This window comes from Acinetobacter sp. UBA6526, assembly GCF_002434875.1.
Taxonomy (GTDB): domain Bacteria; phylum Pseudomonadota; class Gammaproteobacteria; order Pseudomonadales; family Moraxellaceae; genus Acinetobacter; species Acinetobacter venetianus.
This window is the reverse complement of the sequence record NZ_DJLC01000101.1, coordinates 1-14305: the sequence shown is the minus strand read 5'-3', so window position 1 is coordinate 14305 and position 14305 is coordinate 1. Positions and strand designations below refer to the sequence as shown.

Annotated in this window: 16 protein-coding genes and 1 other RNA gene; 7 read left to right on the top strand and 10 right to left on the bottom strand. The window is 39.2% G+C overall.

Features of this window, described 5'->3' with window-relative positions; translation table 11 throughout:
- Nucleotide 1 precedes the first annotated feature (1 nt).
- Nucleotides 2–376: a hemin receptor gene (locus tag B4237_RS06470; RefSeq protein WP_278596196.1), complete on the top strand. Its 375-nt coding sequence runs from the start codon at nucleotides 2–4 to the stop codon at nucleotides 374–376.
- A gap of 14 nt (nucleotides 377–390) precedes the next feature.
- Here the strand turns inward: B4237_RS06470 and B4237_RS06465 are convergent, their stop codons facing one another.
- Entirely contained in the window at nucleotides 391–1032 is a 642-nt protein-coding gene (locus B4237_RS06465) for a cation transporter (RefSeq protein ID WP_023012433.1), read from the bottom strand.
- Nucleotides 1033–1093: 61 nt separating this feature from the next.
- Between B4237_RS06465 and B4237_RS06460 the strand changes: the two genes are divergently transcribed.
- A complete protein-coding gene (locus B4237_RS06460) occupies nucleotides 1094–1543 on the top strand; it encodes a MerR family transcriptional regulator (protein ID WP_007483587.1) in 450 nt (149 codons plus the stop codon).
- 32 nt (nucleotides 1544–1575) lie between these two features.
- Here B4237_RS06460 and B4237_RS06455 read toward each other — a convergent pair whose 3' ends face one another.
- From B4237_RS06455 to B4237_RS06435, 5 genes are all read right to left on the bottom strand, one after another.
- Complete coding sequence (locus B4237_RS06455) at nucleotides 1576–1824, bottom strand: hypothetical protein (protein ID WP_004880831.1); 249 nt, start codon at nucleotides 1822–1824, stop codon at nucleotides 1576–1578.
- Between the two features lie 173 nt (nucleotides 1825–1997).
- The gene (locus B4237_RS06450; protein WP_278596195.1) at nucleotides 1998–3230 is read right to left on the bottom strand and encodes an FAD-dependent monooxygenase; all 1233 of its coding nucleotides are present in this window, start codon (nucleotides 3228–3230) and stop codon (nucleotides 1998–2000) included.
- A complete protein-coding gene (gene ubiH / locus B4237_RS06445) occupies nucleotides 3227–4438 on the bottom strand; it encodes a 2-octaprenyl-6-methoxyphenyl hydroxylase (RefSeq protein WP_278596194.1) in 1212 nt (403 codons plus the stop codon). Before ubiH ends, B4237_RS06450 begins: the two co-directional genes overlap by 4 nt.
- A gap of 463 nt (nucleotides 4439–4901) precedes the next feature.
- Entirely contained in the window at nucleotides 4902–6221 is a 1320-nt protein-coding gene (pepP, locus tag B4237_RS06440) for a Xaa-Pro aminopeptidase (RefSeq protein ID WP_061518859.1), read from the bottom strand.
- Between the two features lie 63 nt (nucleotides 6222–6284).
- Nucleotides 6285–6917: a UPF0149 family protein gene (locus B4237_RS06435; protein ID WP_004880840.1), complete on the bottom strand. Its 633-nt coding sequence runs from the start codon at nucleotides 6915–6917 to the stop codon at nucleotides 6285–6287.
- 66 nt (nucleotides 6918–6983) lie between these two features.
- Here B4237_RS06435 and B4237_RS06430 point away from each other — a divergent pair, with 66 nt between their 5' ends.
- The 4 genes from B4237_RS06430 to B4237_RS06415 all read left to right on the top strand — a co-directional run bounded on the left by B4237_RS06430 (nucleotide 6984) and on the right by B4237_RS06415 (nucleotide 8571).
- Nucleotides 6984–7538, top strand: a complete 555-nt coding sequence (locus tag B4237_RS06430; RefSeq protein WP_007483593.1) for a hypothetical protein — start codon at nucleotides 6984–6986, stop codon at nucleotides 7536–7538.
- Between the two features lie 2 nt (nucleotides 7539–7540).
- Complete coding sequence (locus tag B4237_RS06425) at nucleotides 7541–7828, top strand: cell division protein ZapA (RefSeq protein ID WP_019384983.1); 288 nt, start codon at nucleotides 7541–7543, stop codon at nucleotides 7826–7828.
- A 90-nt stretch (nucleotides 7829–7918) separates the two neighbouring features.
- Nucleotides 7919–8100: non-coding RNA, 6S RNA (gene ssrS / locus B4237_RS06420), on the top strand.
- A gap of 231 nt (nucleotides 8101–8331) precedes the next feature.
- Entirely contained in the window at nucleotides 8332–8571 is a 240-nt protein-coding gene (locus tag B4237_RS06415; RefSeq protein ID WP_278596193.1) for a hypothetical protein, read from the top strand.
- Between the two features lie 82 nt (nucleotides 8572–8653).
- On the opposite strand, the gene B4237_RS06410 is transcribed toward B4237_RS06415, so the two are convergent.
- Both B4237_RS06410 and B4237_RS06405 read right to left on the bottom strand, forming a co-directional pair.
- Nucleotides 8654–9892, bottom strand: a complete 1239-nt coding sequence (locus B4237_RS06410) for a putative solute-binding protein (protein ID WP_278596192.1) — start codon at nucleotides 9890–9892, stop codon at nucleotides 8654–8656.
- Between the two features lie 159 nt (nucleotides 9893–10051).
- On the bottom strand, nucleotides 10052–12769 hold the full coding sequence (locus tag B4237_RS06405) for a heavy metal translocating P-type ATPase (protein ID WP_286942239.1): 2718 nt from the start codon (nucleotides 12767–12769) through the stop codon (nucleotides 10052–10054).
- Nucleotides 12770–12867: 98 nt separating this feature from the next.
- Between B4237_RS06405 and B4237_RS06400 the strand changes: the two genes are divergently transcribed.
- Entirely contained in the window at nucleotides 12868–13266 is a 399-nt protein-coding gene (locus B4237_RS06400) for a MerR family transcriptional regulator (protein WP_278596190.1), read from the top strand.
- A gap of 39 nt (nucleotides 13267–13305) precedes the next feature.
- On the opposite strand, the gene B4237_RS06395 is transcribed toward B4237_RS06400, so the two are convergent.
- Nucleotides 13306–13506 (bottom strand): hypothetical protein, encoded by a 201-nt coding sequence (locus B4237_RS06395; RefSeq protein WP_023012442.1) that lies wholly within the window; start codon nucleotides 13504–13506, stop codon nucleotides 13306–13308.
- A 325-nt stretch (nucleotides 13507–13831) separates the two neighbouring features.
- Nucleotides 13832–14305, bottom strand: a 474-nt coding sequence (locus tag B4237_RS06390) for an OmpA family protein (protein WP_286942235.1), incomplete at its 5' end; no start/stop codon positions are given.

The following is a 14305-nucleotide window of genomic DNA, read 5'->3' as shown; positions in this document are numbered from 1 at the left end:
AATGGCAATAGAGCTTCCGCCAACCTTAGGCCCACACGAAGGTAGAGAACTTGAGCTACTACTTTCGGGTGAAAAGCTTATTGCCCTTTTTTATGAGGAAGTTCCAGATGAGTTCTTATCCCATTTAAATTCAGACAATTTAAAAAAGATTATGAAGACATTCCCAACACAACATGCGAATAAAACTATAACGTTTTGTTTAATTTATAAGAATGCTCCAAAATCTCATCTTAATGGATTGCTATCGATACTAGAGCAGTCTTTACTACAAAAAGGTTTTCAACCCACAATCGAACGCAGAATCGGTCAGTTATTGGGTTATAGAAAAATTGATATTGAATACTACCTAAATCATATCGCACGGAGACTCCAGTAATTTTTTCAACGTTGCTAAGCTTTTGACATAAGCTTACTTTGATCAATTTTTCTTTCAGCTCTCGCCTGTTTAATCACACTCAAACCTGAAGAAACACCCAAATAAGCAATAATAAAAGCAACCAATAAATCAGGGAACATTGTTCCAGTACCAAACACTCCAACGGCAGCAATAATGACTGCAATATTCGCAATCGCATCATTACGACTGCATAGCCACACCGAACGCATGTTTGAATCACCATCACGGAAAGCATAAAGCAACAATGCCACGCTGACATTTACAATCAATGCAAGAACTCCAATAGCTCCCATCAACATCGGTTCAGGTGTTAAACCTAACCACCATGACCAGATCACTTTTGCAATCACAAACACACCAAATGCGGTCATGGTAATTCCTTTTAGCAAAGCTGCTGTTGCTCTCCAATACAGCGTCATCGACAACACTGCCAAGGAAATAGCATAGTTGGCTGCATCCCCAGCAAAATCGAGTGCATCTGCCCACAAAGATACCGAACGTGCATGTGATCCCCCGATCATTTCTACGAAGAACATTGCGGCATTAAGAACCAAAGCGATCCACAATGCCTTTCTAAATTTTGGACTAATCTTTTGTGTTGGTGCAGTCGTTGTATTACATCCGCATCCCGCCATGACTTTTCTCACATTATCTTTTATAGTTATTAAAAACCCTTGAGTAACTCCAGAGTCAAGTATGATTAATTTTACAATTGGGCAACTCGCTAAAAAATCAGGCGTTTCTGTTGATACCATTCGATATTATGAAAAAATTGGATTATTAGAAAAGGCAAAGCGAACAGAAGGAAATTATCGTTATTATTCCGAGCAAATGCTTTCAGAATTATTATTTCTAAAACATTGTCGTGAATTGGGCATTACTTTACAGGATATTCAAAAGCTCAAAGATTTAGCAGAAAACCCAAGTCAAACCTGTATTGAAGTCGATCAACTTGTTGATCAATATCTCAAAGATGTTGCTCAAAAAATTAAAAATCTTCAACATCTACAGCAAGACCTAACTCATCTTAAACAGCAATGTTCTCAACACAGAACGATTGAGCAATGTGGCATTCTCAAAGAATTACATCAACCACATGAATGTGAACATGAATCACATCAGCAAAAAAAAGCACCACAATCGTGATGCTTTTTTGATGTCTTTATTCGACATTTGACTTAATCTTGATGTTCATCTGGTGGCACTTCGGTAATGCGTCCACCGCGCGCAAGAAATGCAGCCACTTCATCTTCTAAAGCTTGACGTTGTTTCTGCTTTGCAGTCACGGTTAATGTCTCAGCTTCAGCAAGATCAGCGTCATTCGCACTAGACTCTTCATTATCTGCACCACTTTCGGCTGCTTTCGCCTCTTCATCGTCTACAGCAGAATCTTCTGTATTTTCGTCGTAATCATTCATTTCCGTCATATTACTCTCCCCACAATGACTAAATTCTCATCATCGCTATTTGGTCATCAGAACTTGGTGAAATTTAGCAAGCTCTTCTCATTTCGCAAAGCATAATGTTTGTTAAATCGTATTTTTTACGACCAAATTCACTCTGATTTATAAATGATTGTTTAAAAAATATCTACTATTTTTTAGCAAGCGTAACGTGTCTGCTTCAATGCACCTAAGCCATTGGCCTGTTGCATAAAACGATCCTTAAACCAATCGAACTGTTCAACCTGTTTTAAGCCAAAATTTCTTGCCCATACAAATGGAAATAATTCCGAGCTTTCCAACCAGCCAATCGCCGACATACTGTGCATCATCGCATCATTTTGACCTTTACGCTGATGCTCATAACGCAACAAAGTTTGCTCGTTAGCCCACACTCCACGTTGTAAATCGTGCAGTAATACATCACACAACACAGCAGCATCGAGACAACCAATATTCACGCCTTGTCCAGCTAAAGGATGAATCACATGTGCAGCATCACCAATCAATGCCAAGCCTGATTTAATATAGCGTTGCGCCGCGCGTGCTTTAAGTGGAAATTGCGCTCTAGAGCGAACATCAACAACTTCACCTAACATTTGTAAGCTTTCCTGAGTGAGCAATCGCATAAAATCTTGATCAGTTAGTGCTGAATACTCATCAGCATAATCATCAGGTAAAGTCCAGACAATCGACTGCCAATAACCATTTTCCTGTACATCCAGACTCGCCATTGGTAAATACGCCAATGGGCCTGTAGGGAGGAAAATTTGACGAGCGACATATTGATTGGGTTGCGACGTTTTGATCGCGCAACTGATCGCGGCTTGTTTATAATCCAACACATCGAGATCAATATACGCCTGCTCACGTACAAATGAGTTGGCGCCATCCGCACCGATCAATAACTTGGTTTTAATAATTGTGCCATCAGCAAGTTGAATCGACCAACCTTGTGGAATCTGTTCGATCCGAATGACTTTGACTTGGGTGCGATAGTCTTTAAGTTGTTGCAGCATTTTTTGCTGAATCGCTACATTCAAAACACTTGGCTCGACCATTGAACCTAGAGCCTGATCTGATTGAGGTTGCTGTTCTGAGGCATGGCCAAAATTGATTTCACCATAACCATTCTTGTTCCAGACTTGCATACCTGAATAGGGCATTTGGCGGGCTAAATCATTCCAGACATCAACTGTTTTCAATAAATGAATGGTTGCCTGACTCAGTGCCAATACACGCGGATTCATCACAGCTAAAGTTTTCTCTTGATCTAACACAGGCGCAGCATCCAATACTGTCGCTTGAACGCCACCCTGAGCAAGCAGTAATGCCGTTAGACCACCGACCAAGCCACCACCAACGATCACAACATCTAACATTTCACTCATGCTTTTAGTCCCATCGCATAATTGGCAACCAAAGGCTTAATTCCAGGGATCACATCAAATGCAATCAACCCAGTATTTCGTAATAATTTTAGAATTGGATTCTGATTACTAAAACCACGTACCACAGAATCACAGAACTTAATCACACGTTGTTGATCAGTTAAACGTGCTTGTTCATAAGCGAGTAAATTATCTGGGTTGCCAATATCATCTGATTTCGCCAATTGCTCCATCAAATAACGCACCAATACATCTGCATCACGTAAGCATAAATTGAAGCCTTGCCCCGCAACTGGGTGAATGGTATGTGCCGCATTACCCATCAGCACCACACGCCCTACTGCTTGTTTATCAGCTAAGACTTGAGACAATGGATAGCTAAAGCGCTTGCCTGTTTTTTCAAACTTTCCTGCACGATCACCATAAGTTTCCTGTAAAGCATCAAGGAAATGTTGATCATTTTCTTCACCTAACCATTCTGCCTCAGTGCCTTTTTTCACAGGCCACACCACTGAACGGCGGTATTCACCCGGCAACGGCAACAGTGCTAACGGTCCCAACGCACTAAAGCGCTCAAAGCCGACTTGTTGATGTGGCTTAGAAGTTTGAACTGTGGTCACGATGGCGACTTGGTCATAGTCATGCTCATCTACACCCACACCGATCGCTTGGCGACAGAATGAATCACGACCATCGGCAGCAATGACCAATTTAGACTTTAGGGAATGAATATATTCGCCATTACGCATGGCTTCAATGTGTACCGCATCATCATCTTGTGTCAATGAGGTGACTTGTACGCCATCAATTAATTCAATCAGCGGTTGTTGGCGAACTTGAGTGAGCAAAACACGACCAAGCCAAGCATTTTCAATCACCTGTCCAAAGCTTTCTACTTTTTCTTGCTCTGCGACAAGTCGTGCTTTACCAAAGCTACCCTGCTCTGTGATATGTACTTGTAGAATTGGGGTGGCATGTTGCTGTAAGGCTTCCCACAAACCTAATTTTTGGTAAGTCTGTACGCTACGGCGTGACAATGCGGTGTTACGCGCATCAAAACTGGAATGATAAGGGGCAACATTTTCATCATCATAGTTTGGATATTTCACAGCTTCTAATAGCTTTACTGCGATATTAGATTTTGCCAACATTAGAGCAAGGCTGAGTCCAACCATACCTCCACCGACAATGATGACTTGTTGCTGCATAATATTATTCCTTATCAGTTTTTCATGACTTGATGTTAAGGGTCTATTGATAATTCATCTATGCGTTGCGTTATAGGCTAAAACAACTTAAACGAGGCATGAAACGTAGGCAATGACCATCCCCTTGTCAAGTTTCATAACAAAGTTTAAGGAAGTTTTTGCCATAACCCTACGGGACAGGGACATTTTTTGTCGCTACGGCGTTATGGCTTATTTGTTTAGAATGACTAAATTGCATAAGCCATGCCTTGTATCACCTAAAAAATGTCCACTGTCGCAATGAGAGCTTTAGCTCGTAAGGTGAACTATCAATAGACCCTAGCCTATCTTACTCTAACTCAAATCAGGAAGGGAATTTGTACTTTGTTTGGTCTATGTTTTTAAAATATATTCAAAAGTTGTCTGGATTATCAAACTAAATAAAAAGGCCTATCTATTGATAAGCCTTTTTCTCAATTTTACTTTAATTACTCGCCATCAAGCTTTCAATTTCTTCAACAGTTTTCACCACATTTTTGGTTAGAACCAATGGACCATTTTCAGTCACAACAATATCGTCTTCGATACGAATGCCGATACCGCGCCATTTCGCATCTACTGTTTCATCATCAGGTGCAACATATAAACCGGGTTCAACAGTCACCACCATACCTGCTTCATAAGCACGCCAGTCCTCGCCAGTTTTATAAGCACCGACGTCATGTACATCCATACCGAGCCAATGCCCTGTACCATGCATAAAGAATTGACGGAATGCTTCGCTTTCCACCAACTCATCCACCTCACCGTTCAATAAACCAAGATCAACTAAACCTTGAGTTAATATCTTTACTGCAACTTCATGTGGATATTTATAATGATTGCCGATACGGGTTGCATCAATCGCTGCAATTTGTGCATCTAAAACAATATTATAAAGTGCCTTCTGTTCAGGACTAAACTTACCATTGACTGGGAATGTACGGGTAATATCTGACGCATAGAACTCATATTCACAAGCCGCATCAATCAAAACTAAATCGCCATTTTTTAACAGCTTATTATTTTCAACATAGTGCAAAATACAGGCATTTTCACCACCGCCTACAATGCTATTATAAGCAGGCACGCAACCATTTTTACCAAAGATATAATTCAGTTCTGCTTCAAGCGCGTATTCCATCATCTCTGGTTTTACACTTTGCATTGCACGGGTATGCGCTTCAGCACTGATATTCGATGCAATCTGCATCAACTCAATTTCTTGTGCCGATTTTTTCAAACGCATCTCATCAACAATACGATCCAATTGAACCACTTCTGCGGGCGCTGCACCACCACGGCGCTGTTGTGCATCCGCTTTTTGAATCCATTGGCTTACTCGCGCATCAAACTCTGAAGTTTGTCCGATACGATAATAAAGGCGTTGTTTGTTTAATAGCTTGTCGATAATTTCTTCATCAAGCAAATCAATTGCATAAGCTTCATCAGCATCATAAATATCAATCGCACCATCAATCCCAGCACGATAGCCATTCCAGATTTCCATTTCACGGTTACGTTCACGGCAGAATAAGCTATAGCTATAATCTTTTCCTTCGTCAAAGGTTTCAATGATCGCAACCGCTTCTGGCTCTGCAAATCCAGTTAGATAATAAAAACTACTGTCCGCTCGATATTTATAATCAGCATCACGATTACGATACATTTCTGCTCGAGTCGCAATAATAGCGATACTGTTATTTCCTATTTTCTGTGCGAGAAGATCACGGCGTTGTTTGAAATCGGCTTGACTTAGTTTCATATTATCCTACAGCTAGAAAGTCCCTCTTTTATAAAGAGGGATTTAGGGAGATTTAAAACCGTCTTAACTCGGACGATGTGGGGTAAACATTTCTACGACCGTTTGGGGATCAACAGGCGCATCTTGATTTCTGCTTTTTGCATGAAAATTTTTCAACAAAGAACTTTCACTTACAGGAATCTTGGTACGGCCAATTGACAAGCTCACAGGAATTAAACGTACAAACTCATACAATTCCTGATAGCTTTCTTCACCTTCTTCATCATTATCCGAGTCTTCAAACTCAACCGCTGCAACATCTTGTAAATGTTCAATCAGTTCTTGTTCTTCACCTCGAATATGACCAGAAGCCAAACCGAAACCAAGCACAACACCTGCGCACCAGTCAGCTAATGCTTGAACACGATCTACAAGTAAATGGCTATCATCTGGAAGCATTGGTAGATAATCAAGTTCATCATCTGACAGAGCATGTGCCACGTCTTCAGCTTCGTCAGTTAAACTTTCGAGTGCTTCTGGTTGTAAAACAGGCACATTTAAGGTGTTTAAGATTTGTGACCATTCATCAGAGGTCGGTGCTTGTGTCACACAAACTATACCTGTTAGTAAACCGTGTAACTCACTTGGACTTGAAATTTCTTCAATCCCATCAAAATGGGCATTCCATTCCGTCCAACCTGAAATATCGTCTTGCATTCGTTTATCCAATCTCTATACTGCTGTATATATTACCTTTGATTGCAACTCTGTGCGACCTTCGTTATGTTAGAACAATTACAGCGTCTACAAGCGCATATTGGTGTTTTAAAAACGCGCTTACACCATTTTGAGCGAGAAAATACATCGCTCACTGAGGCTAAACAATTAGCTGAAACTGATCATCATGCACAAATCGTGCAAAAAAATAGCATCATCACGCAAAAGCAGGAAGAAGTTGATAACTTAACTGAACAACTGACTCAGTTACAAGATCAATTTAAACAACTGAATACTGATGCGACAACTTTAGCTGAACGTTACAGCCGTTTAGAAAAAAGTACCACTGATCTTAAAAATCGTTTCCAAGAAATCTTGGCTGAGCGTAATGATTTACGTGTTAATAAAGAAAAATTACAAGCACAACAAAGACACAGTCAGCAAGAAATCCAAGACTTACAGCAGGATCGTGATCGATTATTGCAAAAGAATGAATTGGCAAAATCTAAGGTTGAAGCCATCATTCAACGTCTTGCCATTTTAGGCACCGCTCAAGATCAACACGCACAAGAAATTCAGCAACTTGCTCACCCGAATGCTGAAACACAAGAGGAGATTTGATCATGAGTGAAGCGATCGTTGTTGAGCTACGTTTAATTGAACAAACTTTTCGTCTCAATACAACTGAAGACAAGCGTGAAGAGTTAGAGCGTGCTGCAGAATTACTAAATCAAAAGTTTCATGATATGCGTCGTAATGCACCGCGTGTTGAACACAACAAACTTGTGATCATGGTTGCTCTACAAATGGCTCAAGAAGTGTTCAGTTTGAATAAGTCTTTGCAAGAATATGAACACTGCGAACACTTACTTCAAACCATTTTGGAAGATGTTGAACAAACTGTTGAGTAAAATTGCACAAAGCCCCATCAATTAGTAAGTATCTTTACAGATATGTGGCCTGCAAACATTGCCATCGTGTAAAGATCAGTTATACTAAAACTGTCTCTAGGGTGTTCGCCAGTACGTCTAGTCCCCTGCCGATACTTAAATTTATGGATGTGTTCTGTATATTTTGAGTGTATGCCTACCTTGAGTAGGAAACCCGTTAAATATGCGTCACCTCCACCTTGAACTCATCGGGTTCAGGGTAACGACCATGCAGCGGCATCTCTGGAGCAATTTATTTATTATAAAAATAATCTCCTATAAAACTATAAAGTTTGAATTTCCTCAAAAATGTCTTTTTAACTGCCCTAAATTTAAACCTATTTTAAATTTTTTCATAAAAATCAAAACTTAGCCATACTCCCCCACCAATATATGATTGATAAAATGAAGAAATATCGGCTAGAAACGAACAGGTATTAATTTACCTTATGCTATTCTCTTCTGTTTGATAGGGAGTTGTAATATTGGCTTTATCCATTTCACTTGTATTCTTTTTTCTACTATGGCATACAAAACAAGAGAAGAAGAAACTTGTTTTTATTATAGAAAATAATCATTTAGAGCTAAAAGGGAAAATTAATAAACTCCAAGAGAAACAGAGAGATATAGCACGACTTCAAATTCAACTTGAAGATCTTAAAGAAACAGTATTACTCCAAAAAAGAGAAATAATAACATTAGAGAAAAACATCAAACTCAAATAAAAAATAAAGCACCATCAGGTGCTTTATATTGCTAGATCAATATACTGGTATCTTTCATTATATTTTAAAGCATTTATATCACTCACTCATCTTTTAAAGCACACTCATAATTCGTAGGATCTTGCGAACAACGAATCTGTTTAAGTAGCTTCATCATATCTGGATCATAATAACCTTCTTTGGTCATTTGAATACGCGCCTCACGCATTAAACGCACATAACCCGGCTTATCGCTTTCATTTAAGGTCATCCAATATTTATCAGGGATGCGGCCTTCAAGCTTATCTACAAAGTTAAATGCTGGTGTTAATTGTTTTGAAATGATTTCACGGGCGATTGATCCCATCCCAGCAGGAAACTTATTGCGATGCATAATTAAGGTTCCAGTGACCTGAATGACTGGAAACTTAATAATTCCACCAACAACTTTACCTGATTTGTCAGTCATACCTCGATGCAGTTCCATCGGTTCAAACAGGATTGCTGGCGCGGCCATAATATCAACTTCTTTATTATTGAATTTTGGCCCGACTGTTAATAAGTCGACTGCAACAGGCTGCGCACCAACATTTTGAACCAGTTTCTTTTGAGTTTCATCGAATTGTAAAACCGCAATCTTCTTGCCTGCTGCCTTTGCCAGTGTATTGATATTACGATCTCCCACCATAATATACGCACCACCTAATGGCACTACACCGACAACCTCAAAATCCTTATTAACCATTTTTTCATCAAACTTTGGGTTGGCTAAAGTTTGAATCACAGCAGTTAATTGTTTATAGGTCTGCACCGCACCAATTGCATCGATACTGCCAACAAACTTATTAAACTGTTTCGCTCTTAAATTACTGATACCTGCGCCATCACAACGTTTGCTACGGAAGTCTTCAGTTAACACACTTTCATTGGTATAAACTTTTAAAGTCACCAAAGTAGACGCTGTTTTTTTGAGTTTCGGATAATCAAAACTCAAATTCATTTGAAGATTAGATGGACGTGTCACATTCATATTCACGCCATACTGCTTTGCAATTCGCACAATACGAGGAATCTCTGTTAAATAGCTAGTCGCCTGCTCAAATGCCTCACCATGTTCGCCACTTGGGGAATACACACATAATGTCACTTGCTTGGGAATTTGATCCCAAACCTTCGGATCATTAAGCAGTTTTTTGATTTTATTCTGCGAATAGGTAGAAAGAGTTAAATCTAATTTTTCTGCGGGTGCTGCATGCCCAACATTTATTACCATTAAACTTGATGCAATCACACAAGAAGTCACTAAAGGTTTAACCAACCTTGTAAATTTATTATTTTTCATTTGCCATTCCATCCTTAGCTATTTCCCAATAGTTTTTATTCACGTTAAGGATAAAGCATAAAAATAGAATTGACTGGTTTCATTTTGATGATGTCAATTGAGTCAAAATAAACGTGGCTCTACTCTCAATTTATGAGAATAGAGCTAAAACAAAAAGGATTATGATTTATTCAATCGCAGTGCATTGACTACCACAGATAACGAACTTAATGACATTGCGACCGCAGCAAACATTGGCGTAAGTAATAAACCCGTGAGTGGATAGAATAAACCTGCGGCAACTGGCACACCTAATCCATTATAAACAAATGAGAACGCAAGGTTCTGCTTCATGTTTTTCACACCAAGTTTTGCCATATGTAAAGCGTGCGCTACGCCTTGTATATCGCCTTTCACCAACGTCACTTGTGCAGTTTGTTTGGCAATATCTGTTCCTGTGCCCATTGCAATGCCGACATTGGCTTGAGCAAGTGCGGGTGCATCATTGATACCATCTCCTGCCATTGCAACCACTTTACCTTGTGACTGTGCTTGCTTCACAATTTCAAGCTTCTGCTTCGGATCACAATTGCCAAATACCTGTTGAATACCCAGTGCAGCTGCAACCATCTGTGCATTTTTTTCATGGTCACCTGTCGCCATGATCACGTCAATCCCATCTGCATGAAGTTGATCAATTACGGCTTTGGCATTTTCCTTAATCGCATCATGAATCGACACATAAGCAATCAATTCTTGTTCAGACATTAGGAAACTAATGACATCACCTTGAGATCGTTTTTGGTCTAGCTCTTGGATCAACTTTTCGCTACTAAACGTCAAACCGAGCTGTTCAACTAATTTTTGGCTACCTATATAGAGTGCCTTACCTTCTATCGTGCCTTTTACACCAAAGCCCGTAACATCTTCAAAATCAGAAACATTCAACAATTGATCTGAATCAACAAGTTTAGTGAGCGTCTGGGCAATAGGATGAGTCGAATATTGCTCGATTGATGCAATCCACAACTCGATCTGACTTTGGCTATACACATTTGATAACGGTTGAATCTCTTTTAAGCTCGGCTTACCCTCAGTCAATGTTCCTGTTTTATCAATGATTAAGGTATTCACCTTGCTCAAAGATTCAATTGCTTCTGCATCTTTAAATAGTACCCCTTTCTGTGCGGCACGCCCCGTTGTCGCCATCACAGACATTGGTGTTGCCAAACCCAAAGCACACGGACAGGCAATAATCAGTACAGCAACAGCACACATCAATGCCAAATCAAATTGGGCTTTACCAAAAACCATCCAAGCGATAAAAGTCAACACACTAATACTTAATACAGCAATCACAAAATACTTCGCCACAACATCGGCAATACGCTGTAAAGGCGCTTTGGAGCGTTGCGCATCAGCTACCGTCTGAATCATTTTGGCGAGTGTTGTATTGGTACCAACTGCCGTAGTTTTAATATGAATCGAACCTTGTTGATTAATCGTACCGCCAATCACTTGATCGTCCTTTTCCTTTTTTACTGGAACAGGTTCACCTGTCATCATCGATTCATCAACATAGGTTTTGCCATCAACTACAAGACCATCCAATGGAATCTGCTCCCCAGAAGAAATCTGTAAAATATCGCCTTGTTTAATCATGGCAATATCGACTTCTTTAACTTGATCATTTTGAACAAGTTTGGCTTTGGCTGGTTGTAAGCGTAACAGTGCTTTTAATGAGTTTGCAGTTTGTGAACGCGCTTTAAGCTCTAGAATTTGCCCGAGTAAACTCAATGAAACGATCATACAGGCTGCTTCATAATAAACAGCGACACCATGTCCAGTTTTAGCTTCAACTGGAATGAGTGATGGGAAAATCGTTGCAACCACACTATAAATAAATGCAGCGAGTACACCGACACCAATCAAACTCCACATATTGAGATGTCCAGTTTTATAAGACACCCAGCAGCGCTGTAAAATTGGATAACCTGCCCATAACACTACAGGCAAACTTAAAATCAATTCGATCCACGGTTGAATATGCGGAGAAATAAAAGCATGAATATGCGAACCCATTGCCAAGATCATGACCAACAAACTAAGTGGCAATGTCGTCCAAAAGCGCTTACTAAAATCAACTAATTCAGGATTCGGCCCATCATCTAAAGTAGGTTGCATTGGCTCAAGCGCCATACCACAAATTGGGCACGTACCAGGTCCCTTCTGCACAATTTCAGGGTCCATTGGACAGGTATAATCCATATCCATTGCACCTTCAGGTACAGGACGCTGATCAGGTGGAATAAGATAAAACTCAGGATCATTCTTAAATTTATCCAAACAAGATGGATTACAGAAATAATAAGTCTTATCCTGATAGGTTGTTTTTAGATCAGTCGTGGTTTTAACTGACATCCCACAAACTGGATCAATCTCTGTATCTCCATCAACAACTTGATGTGTATGTCCACCACCACAACAGCTAGATTTTTTTACTTCAGGTTGCGCTATTTGTGGCTTTTTTTCACCTCCGCAACATGAGCTTTTCTTTTTCTCACTTGGCTTCGGTTCACAACAAGAAGATTTTTCCACAGGTGCAACAACAGGCTGTTCTTTTGACGTTCCGCAACAACTTGATTGTTTCTGTGGTTTTTCCTCAGCACAGCAAGAAGATGACGTTTTGTCAGTTTGATTTGCTTTCAAATAAGCATCAGGCTGCGCACTAAATTTCTGTTGACAACCTGCTGAGCAAAATAGATATCGGATATCTTGGTAGTCAAAATAATACGCTGATGTTTCAGCAACTTGCATACCACATACTGGATCAATATATTCATACACAATTGCTGTTTTTTTGCCAGAGCAGCATGATGACGTTTTTTGATGTTCCACAACAACACCTATCTTTTCTTTTTGGATAGGTTTAGCATAAAGTCTGTACCTAGGTACAGAGTCAAGCATTATTTTGGCAATTGATGAGGCACAAACACATGAATCTTACTATTGGAAAATTGGCAAAATCCTGCAATATCAATGTTGAAACCATTCGTTATTATCAGCGGATTGGCTTAATGCGAATTCCTGAAAGCACCCTAAGTTATCGCTATTATCATCAACAAGATTTGGAAACATTAAGCTTTATTCAAAAAGCCAAAGATGCTGGATTGCAACTGAATGAAATTAAGGAGTTATTAACCTTAAATTTAGAAGATCGAGTAGAAGTACGTCATGTCATCGAACAGCGATTAAATAAAATTGATGAACGTATTCAAGAGTTACAAGGACTCAAACTACGTCTTTCAACATGGTTAGATGAGTGTAAAACCACTGAAAATGAATGTTGCCCGATTCTGATGGATTTAAAGCAGCAAGCAAGTACGAGCACCTAATTTTTTTGAATTAAGGTGCTCTTGATATATGATATATATTTAAATAAAAGACCAAATGATATTTTCATCTTGGCGTTTTAAAAGAAAGCTCGTCTGCTGATCATCCTCTACAACAATATGATGATTTGAAAACATCTTTACTTTGAGCAAAGTATTATTTTCATAAACCAAATCGTTTTTACCCTCTTTAGTTAAGACAAGCATTTGATCCAATACAACTAAGTTTTTTGAGTCCAACATATCTTTCCCCTTGAAAGCCGCTATAAAAATGAAGCATCGTTAATCAGCTTTTGGAGTCGAGAGAAATGATTCATTCACTCTACTGATGAGATACTTTCTTTAATTATTGAAATACATGAAATTGACATCGAAACATGCTATTTCATAAAAGCGTATTTTAGTTTAATTTTTAATCAAAAACATCGTTATTGTCTAACAGTTCACATATTTTTTAAATTAGCGGACAAAATGCAATTAAATTTAAAATATTGTTCTCAAAAGCAAACCCCATGAGATTTAGATATAAAAAAGGCTACCTCACGGTAGCCTTTTCAAGACAAGTAAATTACCAACTGACATTCACACGTCGATTTGGAGCTAAACAGCCAACAAGACGATTATTAGCTTTGTTACCCGCACATTGTTGGTATAAATCAGTTTGGCTATTGGCTTGGATTTGAATACGATTTACATCAATACCTTCATTTACCAAAAGCTTCGCTACTGTATTCGCTCGCTGTGCTGAAAGTTGATGGTTATATGAAAATTTACCCAATGGATCAGCAAAACCTGCAACTGTAATCGTACCTGTTGAATTGCTTTGCTTAATTCGCTCGGCAATTGCCGCCACAGAACTTGAACCTTGTTCGATTGCATTTACATTTGAGCGATCAAATGCAAAGAACACGCTTCCTGATCTTGCTCCAGTTAAATTTGCATCATTTGGTACTTGATTGTTTGCACCCCAAGCCATTAAACCCTCACAAGCCTCTCCTTTCCAGGATAAGCGCTCAGATAGATTTTTTTTATCAAAGTCTAC

Bases quoted from the DNA above. Each gene is read 5' to 3' on its own strand.
- B4237_RS06395 (WP_023012442.1), bottom strand. From the start codon at position 13,506: ATGTTGGACTCAAAAAACTTAGTTGTATTGGATCAAATGCTTGTCTTA.
- B4237_RS06455 (WP_004880831.1), bottom strand. From the start codon at position 1,824: ATGACGGAAATGAATGATTACGACGAAAATACAGAAGATTCTGCTGTA.
- pepP (WP_061518859.1), bottom strand. From the start codon at position 6,221: ATGAAACTAAGTCAAGCCGATTTCAAACAACGCCGTGATCTTCTCGCA.
- ubiH (WP_278596194.1), bottom strand. From the start codon at position 4,438: ATGCAGCAACAAGTCATCATTGTCGGTGGAGGTATGGTTGGACTCAGC.
- B4237_RS06435 (WP_004880840.1), bottom strand. From the start codon at position 6,917: ATGCAAGACGATATTTCAGGTTGGACGGAATGGAATGCCCATTTTGAT.
- B4237_RS06410 (WP_278596192.1), bottom strand. From the start codon at position 9,892: ATGAAAAATAATAAATTTACAAGGTTGGTTAAACCTTTAGTGACTTCT.
- B4237_RS06465 (WP_023012433.1), bottom strand. From the start codon at position 1,032: ATGGCGGGATGCGGATGTAATACAACGACTGCACCAACACAAAAGATT.
- B4237_RS06450 (WP_278596195.1), bottom strand. From the start codon at position 3,230: ATGAGTGAAATGTTAGATGTTGTGATCGTTGGTGGTGGCTTGGTCGGT.
- B4237_RS06425 (WP_019384983.1), top strand. From the start codon at position 7,541: ATGAGTGAAGCGATCGTTGTTGAGCTACGTTTAATTGAACAAACTTTT.
- B4237_RS06400 (WP_278596190.1), top strand. From the start codon at position 12,868: ATGAATCTTACTATTGGAAAATTGGCAAAATCCTGCAATATCAATGTT.
- B4237_RS06470 (WP_278596196.1), top strand. From the start codon at position 2: ATGGCAATAGAGCTTCCGCCAACCTTAGGCCCACACGAAGGTAGAGAA.
- B4237_RS06430 (WP_007483593.1), top strand. From the start codon at position 6,984: ATGTTAGAACAATTACAGCGTCTACAAGCGCATATTGGTGTTTTAAAA.
- B4237_RS06460 (WP_007483587.1), top strand. From the start codon at position 1,094: ATGATTAATTTTACAATTGGGCAACTCGCTAAAAAATCAGGCGTTTCT.